Origin of the sequence: Streptomyces sp. TP-A0356 (assembly GCF_001417775.1) — a bacterium.
Classification (GTDB): Bacteria; Actinomycetota; Actinomycetes; order Streptomycetales; family Streptomycetaceae; genus Streptomyces.
Map to the genome: position 1 here is coordinate 159,400 of NZ_BBZJ01000016.1, position 18,189 is coordinate 177,588.

General features: G+C 71.1%; 16 protein-coding genes. 8 read left to right on the forward strand and 8 right to left on the reverse strand.

Annotation, left to right across the window (positions count from 1 at the left end):
• Nucleotides 1-16 precede the first annotated feature (16 nt).
• Genes ASC56_RS11520 through ASC56_RS11530 form a run of 3 tightly spaced genes read right to left on the reverse strand, consistent with a single transcriptional unit; the run spans nucleotide 17 to nucleotide 3,111 of the window.
• Nucleotides 17-922: a carbohydrate ABC transporter permease gene (locus tag ASC56_RS11520; protein WP_055491218.1), complete on the reverse strand. Its 906-nt coding sequence runs from the start codon at nucleotides 920-922 to the stop codon at nucleotides 17-19.
• The gene (locus tag ASC56_RS11525; RefSeq protein WP_055491219.1) at nucleotides 919-1,812 is read right to left on the reverse strand and encodes a carbohydrate ABC transporter permease; all 894 of its coding nucleotides are present in this window, start codon (nucleotides 1,810-1,812) and stop codon (nucleotides 919-921) included. Before ASC56_RS11525 ends, ASC56_RS11520 begins: the two co-directional genes overlap by 4 nt.
• 6 nt (nucleotides 1,813-1,818) lie before the next feature.
• On the reverse strand, nucleotides 1,819-3,111 hold the full coding sequence (locus ASC56_RS11530) for an extracellular solute-binding protein (RefSeq protein WP_055491220.1): 1,293 nt from the start codon (nucleotides 3,109-3,111) through the stop codon (nucleotides 1,819-1,821).
• A 232-nt stretch (nucleotides 3,112-3,343) separates the two neighbouring features.
• On the opposite strand from ASC56_RS11530, the gene ASC56_RS11535 reads away from it, so the two are divergent.
• Both ASC56_RS11535 and ASC56_RS11540 read left to right on the forward strand, forming a co-directional pair.
• Complete coding sequence (locus ASC56_RS11535) at nucleotides 3,344-4,390, forward strand: LacI family DNA-binding transcriptional regulator (protein ID WP_055491500.1); 1,047 nt, start codon at nucleotides 3,344-3,346, stop codon at nucleotides 4,388-4,390.
• Between the two features lie 160 nt (nucleotides 4,391-4,550).
• Nucleotides 4,551-5,894 carry an amidase gene (locus ASC56_RS11540; protein WP_055491221.1) on the forward strand — a complete coding sequence of 448 codons (1,344 nt, stop codon included), beginning with the start codon at nucleotides 4,551-4,553 and terminating at the stop codon, nucleotides 5,892-5,894.
• Between the two features lie 37 nt (nucleotides 5,895-5,931).
• Here the strand turns inward: ASC56_RS11540 and ASC56_RS11545 are convergent, their stop codons facing one another.
• Nucleotides 5,932-6,351 carry a CBS domain-containing protein gene (locus ASC56_RS11545; protein ID WP_055491222.1) on the reverse strand — a complete coding sequence of 140 codons (420 nt, stop codon included), beginning with the start codon at nucleotides 6,349-6,351 and terminating at the stop codon, nucleotides 5,932-5,934.
• A 199-nt stretch (nucleotides 6,352-6,550) separates the two neighbouring features.
• Here ASC56_RS11545 and ASC56_RS11550 point away from each other — a divergent pair, with 199 nt between their 5' ends.
• From ASC56_RS11550 to ASC56_RS11565, 4 genes are all read left to right on the forward strand, one after another.
• A complete protein-coding gene (locus ASC56_RS11550; protein WP_063784961.1) occupies nucleotides 6,551-8,065 on the forward strand; it encodes a sugar porter family MFS transporter in 1,515 nt (504 codons plus the stop codon).
• Nucleotides 8,066-8,594: 529 nt separating this feature from the next.
• Nucleotides 8,595-10,850 carry a catalase gene (locus ASC56_RS11555; RefSeq protein WP_055491223.1) on the forward strand — a complete coding sequence of 752 codons (2,256 nt, stop codon included), beginning with the start codon at nucleotides 8,595-8,597 and terminating at the stop codon, nucleotides 10,848-10,850.
• A 98-nt stretch (nucleotides 10,851-10,948) separates the two neighbouring features.
• On the forward strand, nucleotides 10,949-12,133 hold the full coding sequence (locus ASC56_RS11560; protein ID WP_055491224.1) for an alcohol dehydrogenase catalytic domain-containing protein: 1,185 nt from the start codon (nucleotides 10,949-10,951) through the stop codon (nucleotides 12,131-12,133).
• Between the two features lie 50 nt (nucleotides 12,134-12,183).
• Complete coding sequence (locus ASC56_RS11565) at nucleotides 12,184-12,549, forward strand: TraR/DksA C4-type zinc finger protein (RefSeq protein WP_055491225.1); 366 nt, start codon at nucleotides 12,184-12,186, stop codon at nucleotides 12,547-12,549.
• Between the two features lie 118 nt (nucleotides 12,550-12,667).
• Here ASC56_RS11565 and ASC56_RS11570 read toward each other — a convergent pair whose 3' ends face one another.
• The 4 genes from ASC56_RS11570 to ASC56_RS41160 all read right to left on the reverse strand — a co-directional run bounded on the left by ASC56_RS11570 (nucleotide 12,668) and on the right by ASC56_RS41160 (nucleotide 16,050).
• Nucleotides 12,668-14,197 (reverse strand): FAD-dependent oxidoreductase, encoded by a 1,530-nt coding sequence (locus tag ASC56_RS11570; RefSeq protein WP_055491226.1) that lies wholly within the window; start codon nucleotides 14,195-14,197, stop codon nucleotides 12,668-12,670.
• 43 nt (nucleotides 14,198-14,240) lie between these two features.
• Entirely contained in the window at nucleotides 14,241-15,125 is an 885-nt protein-coding gene (locus ASC56_RS11575) for an SDR family oxidoreductase (protein WP_055491227.1), read from the reverse strand.
• 211 nt (nucleotides 15,126-15,336) lie between these two features.
• The gene (locus tag ASC56_RS11580) at nucleotides 15,337-15,819 is read right to left on the reverse strand and encodes a GNAT family N-acetyltransferase (RefSeq protein WP_055491501.1); all 483 of its coding nucleotides are present in this window, start codon (nucleotides 15,817-15,819) and stop codon (nucleotides 15,337-15,339) included.
• A gap of 54 nt (nucleotides 15,820-15,873) precedes the next feature.
• Complete coding sequence (locus ASC56_RS41160) at nucleotides 15,874-16,050, reverse strand: hypothetical protein (protein ID WP_199835967.1); 177 nt, start codon at nucleotides 16,048-16,050, stop codon at nucleotides 15,874-15,876.
• A 486-nt stretch (nucleotides 16,051-16,536) separates the two neighbouring features.
• Between ASC56_RS41160 and ASC56_RS11585 the strand changes: the two genes are divergently transcribed.
• Nucleotides 16,537-17,097: an HD domain-containing protein gene (locus ASC56_RS11585; protein ID WP_055491228.1), complete on the forward strand. Its 561-nt coding sequence runs from the start codon at nucleotides 16,537-16,539 to the stop codon at nucleotides 17,095-17,097.
• A 151-nt stretch (nucleotides 17,098-17,248) separates the two neighbouring features.
• Entirely contained in the window at nucleotides 17,249-18,145 is an 897-nt protein-coding gene (locus ASC56_RS11590) for a LysR family transcriptional regulator (RefSeq protein ID WP_055491229.1), read from the forward strand.
• The last annotated feature ends 44 nt before the right edge of the window (nucleotides 18,146-18,189 follow it).

Sequence of the window (18,189 nt, forward strand, 5' to 3'; positions counted from 1 at the left end):
GGTGCACGTGCGGAGGTCAGCCCTTGACGGCACCCTCACCGACACCGCGGAAGAAGTACCGCTGGAGGCAGGCGAAGAGGGCGATGAGCGGCGCCACGGCGATGATCGTGCCCGCGGCGACGAGGCGTTCGTCATTGGCGAAGGTGCCGTGCAGATAGTTGAGTCCGATGGTCAGGGTGAACCTGGACGGGTCGCTCAGCACGAGCAGCGGCCACAGGAAGTCGTCCCAGGCGCCCATGAACGCGAAGATCGCGACGACGGCGAGGGTGCCCTTCACCGACGGCAGCGCGATCCTGAGGAACCGCTGCCAGGCGTTTGCCCCGTCGACGAAGGCGGCATCCTCGATCTCCTGCGGCACATTGAGGAAGGCGTTACGCATGAGCAGCACGTTCATCGCGCCGATGCTGCCCGGCAGGACCACGCCGATCAGTGTGTTGTTGAGGCCGAGCTCCCGCATGGTCGTGAACTGGGCGATGATGATGCCCTCGACGGGGACCAGCATCGCCAGGATGAAGACGAGGGTCGCCACCCGGCGGCCCCGGTAGCGGAGCCGTGCGAGCGCATAGCCCGCGAGCGCGGAGCCGACGCAGTTCGTCACGACGCTGGCGCCCGCGACCTTCAGCGAGTTGGACGCGTAGTCCCAGACGGGGATGGTGTCCGCCACGCGCGCGTAGTTGTGAAGCGTGGGACGGCTGGGCAGGAACTTCGGGGGTGAGCTGAAGATGCCCTCGGTAGGGCCCTTGAGCGAGGTGGACAGCTGCCAGAGGAACGGGCCGACGGTCAGCGTCAGCACCGCGAGCAACAGGACGTAGCGCAGGACGAGTTCCCACCCGCGGACGCGGCGGCCGTGCTCGTCGGTCACCCGGGGTTCCCGTACGGCGGCCGGCGGCGGGGCGGGACGCGTCTTCTCGACGACGCTCATGTGTCCTGCCTCCGATCCGCGCGCAGGACGACCAGCATCAGCGCGACGGTGACGACGAAGACGACGACCGAGAGGGCGGAGGCGTAGCCGACACGGCCCGTGAGTCCGGTGCCGGTGCGCTGGACCAGCATGACGAGGGTGGTGTCCTCGCCCGCGGGACCGCCCGACGGACCGGCCATCAGGTACACCTCGGAGAACACCTTGAAGGCGGCGACCGAGGAGAGCGCGGCGACCAGCACCATGGTGGAGCGGACAGCGGGCACGGTGACCGTGAGGAAGCGGCGTACGGGGCCCGCGCCGTCCACGGCCGCGGCCTCGTGCAGCTCGTGCGGCACGTCGGCGAGCGCGGCGAGATAGATGATCATGTAGTAGCCGAGGCCCTTCCAGACCGTGACGGCCATGGCGCTCAGCAGGAGCATCCACTGGTCGCTGAGGAAGCCGACCCGGCCCACGCCGACGGTCTCCAGCAGGGAGTTCACCAGACCGCGCTCGTCCAGCAGCCACACCCAGATCAGGCCCACCACGACGATGGAGGCGACCACCGGGGTGTAGAAGGCCGCGCGGAAGAACGCGATGCCCGGGATGTTCTTCTGCACCAGCAGGGCGAGCAGCAGCGGCAGGACGACGAGCGCGGGGACGACCCCGACGACGTAGAGCGCGCTGTTGCGCAGGCCGGTCCAGAACATGTCGTCGTGCAGCAGCTCGCGGAAGTTGGCGAGGCCGACGAAGTGGCCCGGGATCAGGGTACGGCGGTCGGTGAAGGCGTTGACCAAGGTGGAGACGAACGGATAGAGGACGAAGGCGCCGGTGACCAGCAGCCCCGGTGCGGCGAACAGCCATGGGCTGGTAGGAAGTTGACGCCGCACCCGGGACACAGCGGTACTCGCCATGACGGCTCAGCCCTGCTGCTGGAGGAGCCGGTTGCAGGCCGTGACAGCGTTGTCGAGCGCCGCCTTGGGGCTCTCCTTGCCCTGCAGCGCCTTGGCGACCTCGTTGCGCAGCGCGGTCTTCATCTGGTCGCTGAAGAGTACGGGCGTGTAGTTCACCGCGTTCTTCAGGGACTCGGCGGCGGCGATCCGTACCCGGGTCTCGTCCGTGCCGTCCTCCTTGGTGAAGTACGGGTCGTCGAGCGAGCCGGCGGTGCTCGGGAAGATCGCCACCTTCTTCGCGAACGACATCTGGTTCTGTGCGTCGGTCACGTAGTGCGCGAAGGCCACCGCGGCGGGCGTGTGCCTGGTGCGGGAGTTGACCATCACGCCCATCACGTACATGTTGACGTGGCCGGTGCTGGTGATCTGGTCCGTGATCCCGATGTTCTTGTAGAGGTTGGGCGCCTGCTTCTTGAAGTTGCCGAGGTCCAGCGCGCTGCCCGGGTTCATGGCGACGGCCTCGGTGAGGAACTTCTTGCCGGAGGACTCGGGGGTGGCGGTCAGGGCCTGTGGGTCGAGCGCCTTGGCGTCGTACAGCTCCTTGTACCTGGCAAGGAGTTCGACGCCCTTGGCGTCGTTGAAGGCGAAGGCGGTGCCCTGTGTGTTCATCAGCCCGACGCCGTAGCGGCCGAAGTCCTCGATGGTGGGCACGTTGGCGAGCGTCGCGACCCTGCCGTTGCTCTTCCTCGCCATCAGCAGCGCGTCGTCGAAGAGTTCGGCATATGTCCTCGGGGGCTTGTTCGGATCGAGTCCGGCTGCCGTGAACAGGCTCCTGTTGTAGAACAACGGGCCGGTGTTCAGGTACCAGGGGAAGGCATATGTGCCGGTCATGCCCGGTATCCGATGGCTCGCCCAGGCGCCGTCCAGGTACTCCGGGCGGTAGGTGGCCCCAGCCTTGTCGAGATCGAGGGCGAGCCCCGCCTTCGCGAGCGGTGCGACCAGGTCGGGCGAGATGTTGACGACGTCGGGCAGGGTACCGCCGGCCGCGTCCGCGCTGATCTTGTCGGCGTAGCCCTCGGCGGGCTGGTCGATCCACTTCACATGGGTGCCCGGGTACTTCTTCTCGAAGCCGGCGATGAGGCCGTCGAAGTACGGCGTGAAGTTGGCGCGCAGGTTCCAGGTCTGGAAGGTGATGTCGCCTTCGACCTTGCCGGAGGCGTCCGACGAACCGCCGCCGTCGTTCGAGGAGCCGCAGGCGCTCAACGGCAGGACGACGGCGGCGACGGCGGCGACGGCGAGTGCTCTGCGGGGTGTGGACACGGTGACACGGCTCCCTTGCGGCGTCGGCGGCGAGTGACGCCAGCGACCCTGCCCGGCGTGTTCGTGGAAAGTCAATGCATTCGCGGCAGCTAAAGAAATCCGCGCATCATTAGTGCAGTTCAGGAGCTCATGGACGGGAACTTGTCAGCCATGACTAATGCGCTTTAGGGTGTTGCGCTCAAGCGCATTAGTCAGGTGGATCAATCCTCACCGTGGAGAAATGGGGAGCAACGTGCCAGCCAAGCGGTCCCCCGCCCGCCGGCCGACGATGAGGGACATCGCGCGGCGCGCGGGAGTCTCCGAGAGCGCCGTCTCCTTCGCGCTGAACGGGCGGCCAGGCGTCTCCGAGGTCACCCGTGACCGGGTGCGCCGTGTGGCCGAGCAGCTGGGCTGGCGGCCGAGCACGGCGGCGCGCCAGCTCTCCGGCGAGGGCGCGGCCACGGTCGGCCTGGTGGTGGCGCGGCCGGCGGACACACTGGGCGTCGACTCGTTCTTCCTGCAGCTGATCTCCGGCATCCAGGAAGTGCTGGCGGATCGTCATCTGGGCCTGCTGTTCCAGGTGGTCGAGGACGTGGACGCCGAGTGCGCGGTCTACCGGCGCTGGTGGGCCGAGCACCGGGTCGACGGTGTCCTGGTGGTGGACCCGCGCACGGACGATCCGCGCCCCGGCCTGCTCGACGAACTGGGCCTGCCCGCCGTGGTCATCGGCGGTGTGCCCGACGCGCGCCATCCCGGTCTGTCCACGGTCTGGGCGGACGACGCGGGCGCGATGGCCGCGGTCGTCGACCAGCTGTACGCGCTGGGCCACCGCAGGATCGTGCACATCGCGGGCCTGCCGGGCCTCGCGCACACGGAGCGCCGCGTCCGCACGCTGCGCGCCGAGGCCGAACGGCGGGGCCTCTCCGAGGTGCGGTCGGTGACCACGGACTACTCGGACGCGGAGGGCGCCGCCGTCACGCGCCGCGTCCTGGCGCGGGGCACTCCCCCGACCGCGCTGGTCTACGACAACGACGTGATGGCCCTCGCCGGGGTCGCCGCCGCCACGGAACTGGGCTTCTCGGTCCCGTCCGACGTGTCGGTGGTCGCCTGGGAGGACTCGGCGCTGTGCCGCATGGTCAAGCCGTGGCTGTCCGCGCTCTCCCGCGACACGGTGGAGTTCGGCCGCACCGCGGCACAGGAACTGACCGCCCTGCTGGACGGCGGACCCACCCGCACGGTGCAGGTACCGGTGCCCCGGCTCATCGAGCGGGAGAGCACCGGGGTGGTGAGAAGCGCGTAGACGGCGCGCCCGCCCGCCGGTGACGGCCGCGGGGCTCCGGTGACGCCGGTGACAGAGGGCCGTCAGGCTCTCGACGCGGCGGCGTCCGCAGGGCACAGTGCTCCTCGTACTCGCCAGTACGTCCACGCCTCGACATGCCGAGCACCGACAGGGAGCGCCCGTGACCAGCTGGGTCGGCCGGACCGCCGCAGAGATCGCCACAGCCGTACGCGAGAAGCGGGCCACGCCGCGCGAGGTGGTGGCCGAGCACCTCGCGCGGATCGACCGGCTCGACGGCCGCTTCGGCGCGTTCCGCCGGGTACGCGGGGACGCGGCGCTCGCCGAGGCCGACGCGGTCGGGGACCGCGCGGACCTGTCCGAACTCCCCCTCGCCGGCGTGCCCGTGGCGGTCAAGGACAATCTGGCCGTGCGCGGCGAGTCGGTCCGCAACGGCTCGGCCGCGACCCCTGACACACCCGTCGGCCAGGACCACGTCACGGTGGCCCGGCTGCGGGCGGCGGGCGCGGTCGTCGTAGGCCTGACGAACGTGCCGGAGCTGTGCGTCTTCGGCACCACGGAGGGCGTGCACGGGATCGCCCGCAACCCGTGGGACACCACCCGCACGGCGGGCGGCTCCTCCGGCGGCAGCGCGGCGGCGGTGGCCGCCGGCCTGGTGCCGATCGCGCTCGGCAACGACGGGATGGGCTCACTGCGCATCCCGGCGGCCAACTGCGGGCTGGTGACCATCAAGCCGGGTCACGGTACGGTTCCGGCGGGCATCGGCAACGGCGACTGGTTCGGCATGTCCGAGAACGGCCCGCTGGCGACGACGGTCGAGGACGCACGGCTGATGTTCGAAGTCCTGGCGGACGAGCGGGAGAAGCATGCCTCGCCGCCCGCCACGCGCAGGATCGCCCTCTCATTGCGCAGCCCCCTGCTCGGCGTGCGCGTGAGCCGCCCGTACGCCGACGCCGCCCGTGCGGCGGCCACGCTGCTCACCGGGGCCGGTCACGACGTACGTCCGGCCGAACCGCCCTATCCCTGGTGGCTGGGCACGACTTCGCTGGCGCACTGGACCGCGGGTACGGCGGTCGACGCCGAGGGCCTCGACCCGCGGCGGCTGGCCCGGCGCACCCGGGTCCATGCGGCGGTGGGCCGCCGGTTCGTGCGGAGCGTCCGTTCCGGTGACCGCCGCGCGCAGTTGCGCCGCCGCCTCGAGCCGTTCTTCGCCGCACACGACGTGCTGCTCACGCCCGCTCTCGCGCGCCGAGGCCCGGCCGCCGCACCCTGGCACGAGCGGGGCTGGCTGCGCAATCTGCTCGCGAACACCACCTACTCCCCCATGACGCCGCCGTGGAACCTCACGGGCTGGCCGGCGATGTCGATCCCGTTCGGGGCGCTCCCGAACGGTGCGCCCTGCGCCGTCCAACTGGTCGGACGGCCGGGTTCGGAGCACGAACTGCTGGATGTGGCCGGGCAGTTGGAGGCGCTGGAACCTTGGCGGCGCACCGCTCCCGTGGGCTAGGAGCCGTCCGAGACCGCCCGCAGGACGCGGGGGCGTGCTACCTGTTGGACTTCGCCACGCTGATGTCACCGAGCGCCGATTCCGGGTCGCGTTCCATGGCCAGGTCGCCCAGCGAGACGATGCCGACCGGCCGGCCGTCCTCGACGACCGGGACGCGGCGGACGGCGTGCTCGCGCATCAACCGCACCACCCGGCCGACCTCGTCCTCGGGGCTGACGGTGACCAGATCGTCGCTGCACGCGCTGACGACCGTGGTCTCATCGGGGTCGGCACCCTGGGCGAGCGCCCGCACCACGAGGTCGCGGTCGCTGACCAGCCCGCGCAGCTGTTCTCCCTCCGTGACGAGGACGGCTCCGATGTTCTCGTCGCGCATCACCCGCGCCACCGCGGTCACCGACGTCCGCGGTTCCACCGTGACGGGTGCGGCGGTCATGATGTCGCGTACGTGCTGGGTCATCTCATGTCCCTTTCGCGTAGGTCTCGCGTATGCCGGCGGTGCCGGTCACCGCGCTCGCGCGCTCGGGTACCCGACGAACCCTGCCTGTCACGTCGCCGTCCGCGGGCGCTCACCGGCCGGGGTCACGACGGCGGGACGGCCACGGCCGAACCCGCGAGCCGGGCGTTTGGCCTCCGCGAGCCGGGTACTCGGCGGTGTTGTGAGCGACGTACGTGAAGGCGACCGTCCTCCCGAGCCGAACGGGAGCGACAACGTCCTGGCGGCGCTGGACCGGCGGCCGCCCACCTCGTTCTACTGGTCGTTGACCCTGCTGGCGACTCTCGGCGGCTTCCTGTTCGGCTACGACACCGCCAACATCGGCTCCGCCCTGGACTTCATCCCCTATCACCTCGGCGGATTCGCGCTGGGGTATCTCGTGGCGGGAGCCTCGGTGGGCGCGGCGGTCGGCGCGATCACGGCCGGGCCGGCGACGGATGTGTTCGGCCGCAAGTCGCTGCTCGTCGTCGACGCCGGCATCTACGCCTCGGGGGCACTGCTCTCCGCCGTCTCCTGGAACGCGGGGGTGCTCATCGCCGCCCGTACCCTGATCGGGCTCGCCATCGGGGCGGACTCGGCGATCGCCACGGCGTACATCTCCGAGTACGCGCCCTCCGACCGGCGGGGTGCGCTCAGCATGCTGCAACAGTGGATGATCACGGTCGGCATCCTGACCTCCTACCTGGTCGCCCTGGTCGTCCTGCGCACCATGCCCGGGAACGCCTACGGCTTCGACTGGCGGCTGATGTTCGGTCTCGGCGCGGTGCCCGCGCTGGCCGCCCTGGTCCTGCGCACCCGCATGCCGGAGTCACCTCGATGGCTGCTGCAGCAGGGCCGGTACGAGGACGCGCGCACCGCGCTCGGGAAGCTGGGGGTCGATGTGCCGTTGCGTCACATCGAGCGCACGGCCGCGGCGTTCGAGGAGGAGGACCGCAGGCGCAGTGGGGAGAAGCGGGTCAGCCACTGGACTCCCGGGGTGCGCCGAGCGCTCGTGGTGGTCTCCGTCTTCTTCGTCTTCCAGCAGATCACCGGCATCAACGTCCCGCTGTACTACGGGCCTCATCTGCTGGCCCCACTCTTCCTGACCGGCGGCCACGGCAAGGCGGTGGACGCGGCGATCGCGGGTGTCGAGGTGACGGCGATCATGACCGCCGTGAACGTCGCCGCGACGTACTTCGGCTTCAAGTACATCGACCGGATCGGGCGCCGACGGCTGGCCATGGGTGCCTACGCCGGGATGGCGGCCTCCGCGGTGCTCGCGGCCGCCGGTCTGGGGCTGTTGCGCGGCACGGCCGAAATCGTGGTGGTGATGACCGGCCTCGATCTGTTCATCGCCGCGTTCGCGGTCGGCGTCGGCGGCACCGGATGGCTGATCCAGGGCGAGACCTTCCCCACGGCGGTCCGCGGGCGTGCCGCCTCCCTCTGCGCCACGGCGGACTGGCTGGCCAACTTCGCGCTGATCGAGGTCTTCCCCTCCTGGCAGGGCGTCATCGGCCTGAGCGGGGTGCTCGTCTGCTTCGCCGGGCTGTGTCTGCTCGCGATCGTCTTCGTGTACGTCTTCCTGCCGGAGACCAAGGGGCTGTCGGTGGAGGAGATCATCCACCTGTACGAGGACCAGGCACGCGCCGCACGATCGCCCGCCCGCCCGGGCTCGGCGCCCCGGCCCCGGCCCGGCTGAGGGCCCGGGCGTTTCCCACCGCCGTCGAGGGGGACTCGGCCTGCAGGCGCCAACGGGCTGGAGGGGCTGGAGTCGCACGCCTCGCCCGCCACCGGATGCGGCGCCACCGGATGCAGAGGGAAGATGAAGCGTCGTGATCGCGCACACCAACGGCAAACCCGTCGTCCGCCCGCCCGAGTCGGGCTGGGCGCAGGCCCGGACCTCACGCAGGGAGGGTCCGCGCACCTGCCTCCCGGCCGTGGAGAACGGGACGGATCCGTCAGCCCGCCGTGGCCCGGAGTGGAACATCGTCCGAGGCGAGGACTGAGGGACCGGCGCGAGCAGCCGGGCGGGTGAGGCGGACGCGGCCGCGGGAAGCGGCTGCATCGTACACGCTTCAGTGCCGAGGGTGTGGGTACCCAGGCGACGCAACTGAACGTGATCGCGCGGCGCTTCGCCCACGAGGCGCAAGGCGACGGGACGCCTTCGGCGATGTTCTCCCTTCGGGCCCCGTCGCGCGCGGACAACTCGCCCGGAAGGCTGCACACGTATGAACCACAACCCGGACAAGGCGACCACCGACGAGACCGGCCGGCCCCCGCGCGCGGACGACGTTCCGCGCGGGCCCGGGATCGAGTCGCCTCCCCTGGCGGAGCCGACCGAGCCCGTGCCGCCGGCGCCGCCCAAGCCCGACCAGGCGGCTCCCGCCGCGGTCAGCCCGACCGGCCGCCCCACGGGAGCGGATCCCACGGTGCGGGCCCAGGCCGATCCCTATCTGACCACCGCGCAGGGAAACCGCCTGTACGAGACGGACCACTCGCTGAAGGCCGGCGCCCGGGGCCCCGTACTGCTGCAGGACCACCATCTGCGCGAGAAGATCACCCACTTCGACCACGAGCGCATCCCCGAACGGGTGGTGCACGCCCGTGGCGCCGCGGCCCACGGTGTCTTCGAGGGCTACGGCACCGCCGAGAGCGTTACCAGGGCGGCCTTCCTGCGGCGGGACGTCGAGACACCGGTCTTCGTCCGGTTCTCCACCGTGCTCGGCTCACGCGGGTCGGCCGACACCGTGCGCGACACCCGGGGTTTCGCGACGAAGTTCTACACCAGCGAGGGCACCTTCGACCTGGTCGGCAACAACATCCCCGTGTTCTTCATCCAGGACGCGATCAAGTTCCCGGACGTCATCCACGCCGGCAAGCCGCATCCGGATCGGGAGATCCCCCAGGCGCAGAGCGCGCACGACACGTTCTGGGACTTCGTCAGCCTGCACACCGAGGCCACCCATCACACGCTCTGGAACATGTCCGACCGCGGCATCCCGCGCTCCTTCCGCATGATGCAGGGCTTCGGGGTGCACACCTTCCGGCTGGTGAACGCGGAGGGCGCCACCACGCTGGTGAAGTTCCACTGGAAGCCCCGGCTGGGTGTCCATTCGCTGGTGTGGGAGGAGGCGCAGCTCATCGGCGGCATGGACCCGGACTTCCACCGTCGTGACCTGGCCGACGCCATCGAGGCGGGCGCCTATCCGCAGTGGGAGCTGGGCATCCAGACCTTCCCGGACACCCCCGAACAGACCTTCGAGGGCATCGATCTGCTCGACCCCACCAACATCGTCCCCGAAGAGCTCGCGCCCGTGCAGCCCGTCGGTCTGCTGACGCTGAACGCCAACCCCACCAACTTCTTCGCCGAGACCGAGCAGGTCGCCTTCCACCCCGGCCATCTCGTCCCCGGCATCGACATCACCGACGACCCGCTGCTCGCCGGCCGCCTCTTCTCCTACCTGGACACCCAGATCAGCCGCCTGGGCGGACCCAACTTCGCCCAGATCCCCGTGAACCGCCCGCACGCCCCGGTGAACGACATGCTGCGCGACGGCATGCACCAGACCGCCGTGCACACCGGTGTGGCACCCTACCGGCCCAACTCCCTGGACGGGGGCTGCCCGTTCCTGGCCGGCGCGGACACCCACGCGTACGTCGAGGCACCGGTGCGGGTCCCGGATGCGGAGAAGACCCGGGGCACCCCGGCGTCCTTCTCGGACCATTTCACCCAGCCCCGGATGTTCTGGCTGAGCATGAGCCCGGTGGAGCGCGAGCACATCGTCGCCGCGTACACCTTCGAACTCGGCAAGTGCTACGAACAAGCGGTCAAGGAACGGGTGTTGAAGGCGCTCGCCAACATCGACCCGGAGCTGTGCGAACAGGTCGCGGCGGGCCTCGGCCTGCCGGCACCCGAGCCCACGGTGCCGCTCGTCGCCGTGGACGCCAGCCCCGCCCTCTCCCAGATGGGCGGCGTCTGGCCGCTGGACGGGCGGGTCATCGGCGTCGTCACCGACGGGCGCGCGGACCTGGACGGCGTACGCGTCCTCCGGGAAGCCGTGCTCGCCACGGGGATGGTGCCCCTGGTCATCGCGCCGACCGGAGGGAAGCTCGACCCGGACGGTGAGCCCATCACCGTGCAGCGCACCTTCGCGACCGCCCGGTCCGTCGAGTACGACGCCGTGCTGCTCGCGGGCACCCCGGAGCCCGCACCGGACGCGTACGGGGCGCGGGACGCCAAGGCCGGGGAGCCGGGAGCCGACGGAACGGTGGACCCACGGGTGTTGCTGATGCTGGCGGAGGCCTTCCGGCACGGGAAGGCGATCGGCGGCTGGGCCGGCGCCGAGGCCGCGCTGCGGGCGGCCGGCGTGCCCCTGGACGCTCCCGGAGTGGTGACCGCGGACTCCGGTACGAGTGTGCTGGAGCAGATCACCCGGCTGCTGACCGGTCACCGCGTCTGGGACCGGTTCGCCTCCCGCGTCTGACCGCCGTGGGGTCACGGCACCGGTGTGTCGAAGCGGGCCCCCAGGGGACTCGGAAAGCCGGTGCCGTGCCCGGCACGCGATACCCGAGGAGCTGAGTGATGCGAGCACTGACCTGGCAGGGCCGGCGGGACGTCCGCGTGGAGACCGTCCCCGACCCCCGGATCGAGAAGCCCGACGATGTCATCGTGCGGATCACGTCCACCGGAATCTGCGGTTCCGATCTGCATCTGTACGAGCTCCTCGGTCCCTATCTCGACCCGGGGGACATTCTCGGCCACGAGCCCATGGGCATCGTCGAGGAGGTCGGACCCCAGGTGCGCGCGCTCAAGCCGGGCGACCGGGTGGTCATACCGTTCACCATCTCGTGCCGTGACTGTTTCATGTGCAACCAGGGTCTGCACTCGCAGTGCGAGACGACCCAGGTCAAGGAGCGCGGAACCGGCGCCGCCCTGTTCGGGTACTCGAAGCTGTACGGGCAGGTGCCGGGCGGACAGGCCGAGTTCCTGCGGGTGCCGTTCGGCGACAAGCTGCCCATCAAGGTGCCCGAGGGGCCGCCGGACGACCGGTACGTCTACCTCTCCGACGTCCTGCCCACCGCGTGGCAGGCGGTGGAGTACGCGGCGGTGCCCCCGGGCGGAAGTGTCACCGTCCTGGGGCTGGGCCCCATCGGCGACATGGCCACCCGCGTCGCCCGCCACCGCGGCGCCGGCCTCGTCATCGGCGTGGACCTGGTGGACGAACGTCTGGAGCGGGCCGCGGCGCGCGGGGTCGTCTGCTTCGACGTGCGCCGGCACGGTAGGGACCTGACCGAGGCCGTACGGGACCTCACCGACGGCCGGGGGACGGACGCGGTGATCGACGCCGTCGGCATGGAGGCGCATGGCGCGCCGCTGGCCAAGGCCGCGCAGTGGGTCACCGGGCTGCTGCCCGGCGCCGTGGCGCAGCCCCTGATGGAACACGCCGGAGTGGACCGTCTCGGCGCCCTGCACGCGGCCATCGACCTGGTACGCCGGGGTGGCACCGTCTCCGTCTCCGGGGTGTACGGCGGGGTCGCGGACCCCATGCCGCTCCTGGCCATGTTCGACAAGCAGATCCAGGTGCGCATGGGACAGGCGAACGTGTGGCGCTGGGTGGAGCACATCCTGCCGCTGCTCACGGACGAGGATCCGCTCGGCGTGGACACCTTCAAGACGCACGCCATGCCCCTGGTGGACGGCCCCAAGGCCTATGCGATGTTCCAGGCCAAGGAGGACGGCATGGTCAAGACGCTGCTCAAGCCCTGACCGAGCACGCCCTGACCGCGCACGACCTCCCCTACCCGGTTGGAGCCCCCATGCCCACGAAACTGTCGGCAGACGACCTGAGAGAGATCACGGACCGGCTCACCGCCGAGGCCGACGCGCTGCGCGAGGAACTCTCCGACGCCGAGTCGAAGATGCCCGCCCTCTACGCGGACTGCGACCTCGACGCGGCCGACGTGGGCGCACGGGTGACCGCGCTCGCGGCTCTGCGCGCGGACGCCGACCGCGCACGGAAGCTGCTGGACCGGGTCCTCGCCGCCCTGCCCAAGGTGGGAACGCCCGGCTTCGGACGGTGCACGACCTGCGGCGACGTCATCGGCCGGGACCGTCTGCTGGCGGTGCCGCACACGGAGGTGTGCATCGGCTGTGCCCGGTCGGGCGCGGGCGCGCAGGTGTGAGGACGCGCAGGTCTGAGGTCCGCCCGAGCGTCACCCGCGCCGGCCACGGCCGTCGTCAGGATGTCGTCAGTCGTCAGGATGTCGTCAGAGGCCCCGGGCCGTCGTCAGGATGTCGTCGTCAGAGGTCCCGTCGCTCCAACGGCCGCGTGGCGGGCCCCTGCAGCACCCGTCCGTCGAGGTCGAAGCGGGAGCCGTGGCAGGGGCACTCCCACGCCTGTTCCGCGCGGTTGAAGGCGACCAGGCACCCCAGGTGGGTGCAGCGCGCCGACAGCGCGTGCACCCGTCCCGCCTGGTCGCGGGAGACCGCGCACAGGTGTGCGCCGACCCGGATCACGGCGCCGTCGCCCGCAGCGATGTCGTCGACCGACCTCCCGCCGCCGGCCAGGGGTGTCAGCCGGTCTCCCACGAAGTGCTGGGCGACCTTGGCCTGGTGCCTGAGGAAGGCGGGTGCCTCGCGCACCACTGAGCCCAGCCGGCGCGGGTCGTACAGATGCGTCCATGGCGGCTTCCGCCCGTCGATCAGTGCGGAGAGCAGGAGCCCCGCCATGATTCCGCCACTGAGGCCCCAGCCTCCGAACCCGGTGGCGACGTAGGTGTGGCGGCTTCCGGGGTGCAGGGGCCCGACGAGCGGCACCGTGTCCGTGGAGTCGTTGTCCTGGGTGGCCCAGCGGTATGTGAAGTCGAGCGGCCCGAAGTGTTCGGTGGCCCAGTCGGCCAGGCGGGAGAAGTGGTCGCCGCTGTCCGACGTACCCGGAGTGAAGTGCTCACCGGTGACGATCAGCAGGCGGGTGCCGTCCCGGTAGGGAGCGGTCCGCAGGGACCGTGTGTTCTCGTCGGGGGTGATGTACATCCCGTGCGGGTCGCGCCCGGCGTCGATCGGTGCCGTCAGGACGACCTCGCGTCGCGGGGCCAGTCGGGTGAAGAGCATGGCGCGGTCGAAGACGGGATAGTGGGTGGCCACCACGACGTCCCTTGCCGTGACCGTGTACCCCGCCTCGGTGGTGAGGCGGCAGGGTTCGCCTTCGTGCAGACCGACCACGCGGGTGCCCTCGTAGAGCTGCCCGCCCCTGCGCGTCAGCTCGTCTGCGAGGGCGAGGAGGTACTTGCGCGGGTGGAACTGCACCTGGCCGGCGGCCCTGACCGCCCCCGCAACGGGGAAGGGCAGCTGTGTGTCGGTGACGAACTCGGCGGCCAGCCCCGCCTCACGCGCGGCCTCCGCCTCCGCGCGTACTTCCGGCACGCGGTCGTGATCCAGCGTGTAGGTGTACGCCGCCGCGTCCTCCCAGTCGCAGTCGATGCCGAGTTCGTCGACGAGCGCGGCTGCTCTGCGGAGGGCATCCATCTGGGAGTGGCCGTACAGCCTCGCGCCCTCGGGGCCGCGCGTGCGGCGCAGGCGCTGGTGTACGAGGGAGTGGAGCGCGGTGAGCTTGGCCGTCGTATGGCCGGTGACGCCGCCGGCCAGGCAGCCGGCCTCCAGCACGGCGACACTGCGGCCGCTCTGGGCCACTTCCCAGGCGGTGCTCAGCCCCGCCATGCCGGCCCCGATCACGGCCACGTCCACGCCGATGTCCTCGGTGAGGGCCGGACGGGGAAGCCCAGGCGCCGTCTCGATCCAGTACGACGCCTGTGTGCCGGTGTGCTCGCTCATGGGGGCCGGGTTCCCCGAACCGGATCTCCGAAGCGCGCAGGGGTCAGGGCAGAGGTACGCCGCCCGTCGCGTTGACGATCTCGGCCGTGATGTAGCTCGCCTGCTCCGAGGCGAGGAAGACATAGGCGGGAGCGATCTCGGCCGGCTGGGCGGGCCTGCCCAGGGGAGACTGCTTGCCGAACTCGGTGGTGTCCGGAAGGGTGGCGGGGATGAGCGGGGTCCAGACGGGCCCGGGCGCCACTGCGTTCACACGGATGCCGTCCGAGGCGAGCATCTGGGCCAGACCCTGTGTGAACGTGACGATGGCGCCCTTGGTGGTCGCGTAGTCGAGCAGGTGCGGACTGGGCTTGTACGCCTGCACGGACGTGGTGTTGATGATCGACCCGCCGGCCGGGATGTGCGGCAGGGCCTTCTTGCACAGCCAGAACATCCCGTACAGGTTCGTGCGCATCACCCGGTCGAACTGTTCCGTGGTGATGGCTTCGATGCCGTCGGGCTGGGACATCTGGTATGCGGCGTTGTTGACCAGGACGTCGATGCGCCCGAACTCCGCGAGCGCCCGTTCGATCAGCCGGTCGCACTGCTCCTCGTAGCGGATGTCGCAGGCCACCGGGACCGCCTTGCGCCCCGCCTCCTCGACCAGGCGGGCCGTCTCGCGTGCCTCGTCGCTCTCCTCCGGAAGATGGGTGAACAGGACGTCGGCACCCTCCCGGGCATAGGCCAGCGCCACGGCACGCCCGATACCGGAGTCACCCCCGGTGATGAGTGTCTTCCGGTCCGTGAGCAGCCCACATCCGCGGTACGAGTCCTCGCCGTGGTCCGGCGGCGGGTCCATCGGGCCCGTCCAGCCGGGGTGCGGCTGATCCTGCTGGGGGAACTCGGGACGGGGGTACCGCTCCGCCGGGTGCTGCGGTCCGTTGTCCTTCACGCTTCGTGCCTCTCTGCCGGTGCGGACGGCCCGGGCCGGAGCGGTGGGCTGTCGCCCCCACGCCGGCCCGCAGCAGGTGAGCGGCGAAACACCAGGGTCTCGTGCCCACGCAGCGTCGAGTCCCCCTCCGCGCGTGGTCGACACATGCGTCAGGGGTCCGGCCGACCGCGCGGACGCCCTCCGACGCTCCCGGGGGCCTCGGGGATCGCCGTCACAGTGCCCGGTACATGATGTGCAGCCCCACCCTGCCGAACCGGGGGTGTTCGTACGCTCCCGGAACCGTGCCCAGGATCGTGAAGCCCAGGGACGTCCACAGCGTCACGGCCGGGTTGGTCTCCACGACCGCGTTGAAGACCATGCCGCGGTAGCCGGCGGCCTTCGCCACGGCCAGGACGTGTTCGGCCAGGGCACGCCCGATGCCCTCTCCCGCCCGGTCGGGGTCGACCATGAAGCCGGCGTTGGCGATGCGGGCGGCGGGACCGCCGTAATTGGGCATGACGTAGGCCGAGCCGACGACCGCCCCGGAGTCGTCCTCGGCGACGTACACACGCTTGACCGGCGCCATCCACAGGGCGCGGGCCGCTTCCTCGGTGGTGTCCGGGTCCCAGGCGTAGGTCTCACCGGCGGCGACGATCCGGTGCCAGAACGGCCAGATGCGCGGCCAGTCGTCAGCCTCGGCTTCTCTGATCAGCATGGGCGCCGAGTCCGGCACGCCCATGCCGTCAGCGATCACGAGGGGTCCGCGAGGTCAGTCGACGCTCGGCAGGATGTGGGGCTCGGCGAGGTCGTCCTCGTAGCCGGCCAGTCTGATGGGGGCGGACCTGGCCCACACGTCCAGGCTGCCGAGCTTCTTCTCCGCCCGGCGGCCGCCGCGCTCCCCGCGTTCCTTGGGCCGCTGATCGTGATTCGTCTTCTCCGGTGTCACCGCGCACTCCTTCATGTGTCGGGTAACCCTCGGGACGTACCGGCCCAGTCTGCCGCTGCGCCCTCGACGTCCGCTCGGGTCTTGGTCGAAATCAGGTCGGACGCGGTGGCGTCGGCAACTCGTAGGAGAACAGGCCGTGGTGACCGGCCTGTCCCTGGGACGGACCCTGGGTGTGGGTGGGACCCCAAAAGGCTGTCCTTACCGTCCAGAGTAACCAAATGAGCGGGTGCCCGCTCGATGGGGCTGAAACAACCAGGTAACTGTCTTGAGTCATACGGAATTCACTCAGCCCGATTCTCAACCACTTTGGCGTGGATTGCCCCGTTCATGGCCACCCATTCGGACCAACGGTCGAACTGCTCACCGGTACGTCAGGTGCCCGGCTCGACGCATTCGGTGCTCAGTTCAGGTCCCGTTGGCCGAGTCGCAAGCTCGCCATGATCTGCTGACGGTCGGCAACGGCTTTTCTCGCGGGAGGACTGACGCATGAGGCTGCGCAGCGTCGAGGAGCTGATGGATCTGCTGCACGCCTGCCGGGGCGCGCGGAACGTCCCGGAAGGCGGCATCGAGCCGGTCGATCTGCACGACCACGCCCTGCAGACCGCCGCGCTGCTGCGCCGAAGTCACCCCGCGGACAAGGAACTCCAGGTCGCCGGACTGGTGCACGACATCGGCCGGATGCTGCGGCCGGGTGACGACGCCGGGCACGCGGACCACGCGGCCGACGCCGTACGGCCGTTGCTCGGCGAACGGGTCTCCCGCCTCGTACGCCTCCACGTGGCCGCCAAGCGCTATCTGGCCGCGGCCACGCGCGGACACGGGACGTCCGCGCTCAGCGCGCCGGTCCTGACGCGGCAGGGCGGGCCCATGACGCCGGCGGAGGCGGCCGCGTTCGAACGCGACCCGATGGCCGACGACGCGGTCACCCTGCGCCAGGCGGACGAGGCGGCCAAGGTGGCCGGCCTGGACGCCGGGGTGCTCGAGGACTGGCGGACGGTCCTGGAGCTGGTGGCGGCCCGGCACGCCCGGCTGGGGGCGGTGGACTGAGGAGGCCCGGAGGCCGCCTTCCGACGCTCCGCCGCGAGGTGGAGGCCGTCGAAGCCCCGACCTCCTGCTCCCTGATCCCAGGTCATCCCGCTCCATGAGCGCCGCTCAGCCCCGTGTGACACCCGCGGGACGAGCGTGATGGCATACGTGCATGGAGCTGCGGGAGCTGCGCGCGTTCGTCGCCGTCGTGGAAGAGGGCGGCCTGTCGCCCGCGGCCCGGCGGCTGCACCTCAGCCAGCCGGCGCTGTCCCAGACGATCAGCGGTCTGGAACGGCGGCTCGGTGTGAAGCTGCTGACCCGCAGCAGTGCCGGTGTGCGCGCCACCGACGCGGGGGCGACGCTGCTCGGGGAGGCACGCGCGGTACTGGCCCGGCACGACCAGGCGGTGCGCGCGATGGCCGCCTACACCGGCGACGGGGGCGGTGTGCTGCGGATCGGGATACCGCTGGAGCTGCCGCCCGGTCTGCTGGACTCGGCCCTCGCGGAACTCGCCGGGGCCCACCCCGGCACGAGGGTGCAGGCACGCCATCTGTCCACCGCGCAACAAATGACCGCACTGCAGGCCGACGAGCTCGACCTCGGTCTGCTGCGGGAGCGACCACCCGGACAGGAGTTCGATGCGCTGCTCGTGGTGCGGGAGAGGCTGGGCGTGTTGCTGGCCACCGAGCAGGCGGCGGAACTCGTCGGTCCCGACGGCATCGCGCTGGAGTCGCTCGTGGGACTGGAGTGGGTGGGCTTCCCGCGTGCCGGCAGCCCCGCCTGGTACGACGAGCTGACCGCCATCCTGCGCAGCCACGGCCTGGACCTCGGCCCCGCGGCGCCGCAGGGACAGCTCCTGCTCGCGGACGTGAAGCTCGCCGCGGTGAGCGCGGGGCGGGCCTTCGCCCTGGCGCCACCGGAGTGGGGGTCCCTGCCCGCCCGTGTGACCTGGTCACCGCTGGTCGGCCACCCGTTGGTCCGCCGCACCTGGGCGGTGTGGCCGGCCGCGTCGCGGCGCCGTGATCTGGCGCGTCTCATCGCCGCTTTGGACCGCCTGGGGAGCGGCTGAGCGACACGCTACTGTCGGCGTAATGGGCACGATGGGACCGTTCG

Bases quoted from the DNA above. Each gene is read 5' to 3' on its own strand.
- ASC56_RS11520 (WP_055491218.1), bottom strand. From the start codon at position 922: ATGAGCGTCGTCGAGAAGACGCGTCCCGCCCCGCCGCCGGCCGCCGTA.
- ASC56_RS11525 (WP_055491219.1), bottom strand. From the start codon at position 1,812: ATGGCGAGTACCGCTGTGTCCCGGGTGCGGCGTCAACTTCCTACCAGC.
- ASC56_RS11545 (WP_055491222.1), bottom strand. From the start codon at position 6,351: ATGACCCAGCACGTACGCGACATCATGACCGCCGCACCCGTCACGGTG.
- ASC56_RS11555 (WP_055491223.1), top strand. From the start codon at position 8,595: ATGAACCACAACCCGGACAAGGCGACCACCGACGAGACCGGCCGGCCC.
- ASC56_RS11560 (WP_055491224.1), top strand. From the start codon at position 10,949: ATGCGAGCACTGACCTGGCAGGGCCGGCGGGACGTCCGCGTGGAGACC.
- ASC56_RS11565 (WP_055491225.1), top strand. From the start codon at position 12,184: ATGCCCACGAAACTGTCGGCAGACGACCTGAGAGAGATCACGGACCGG.
- ASC56_RS11570 (WP_055491226.1), bottom strand. From the start codon at position 14,197: ATGAGCGAGCACACCGGCACACAGGCGTCGTACTGGATCGAGACGGCG.
- ASC56_RS11580 (WP_055491501.1), bottom strand. From the start codon at position 15,819: ATGCTGATCAGAGAAGCCGAGGCTGACGACTGGCCGCGCATCTGGCCG.
- ASC56_RS11585 (WP_055491228.1), top strand. From the start codon at position 16,537: ATGAGGCTGCGCAGCGTCGAGGAGCTGATGGATCTGCTGCACGCCTGC.
- ASC56_RS11590 (WP_055491229.1), top strand. From the start codon at position 17,249: ATGGAGCTGCGGGAGCTGCGCGCGTTCGTCGCCGTCGTGGAAGAGGGC.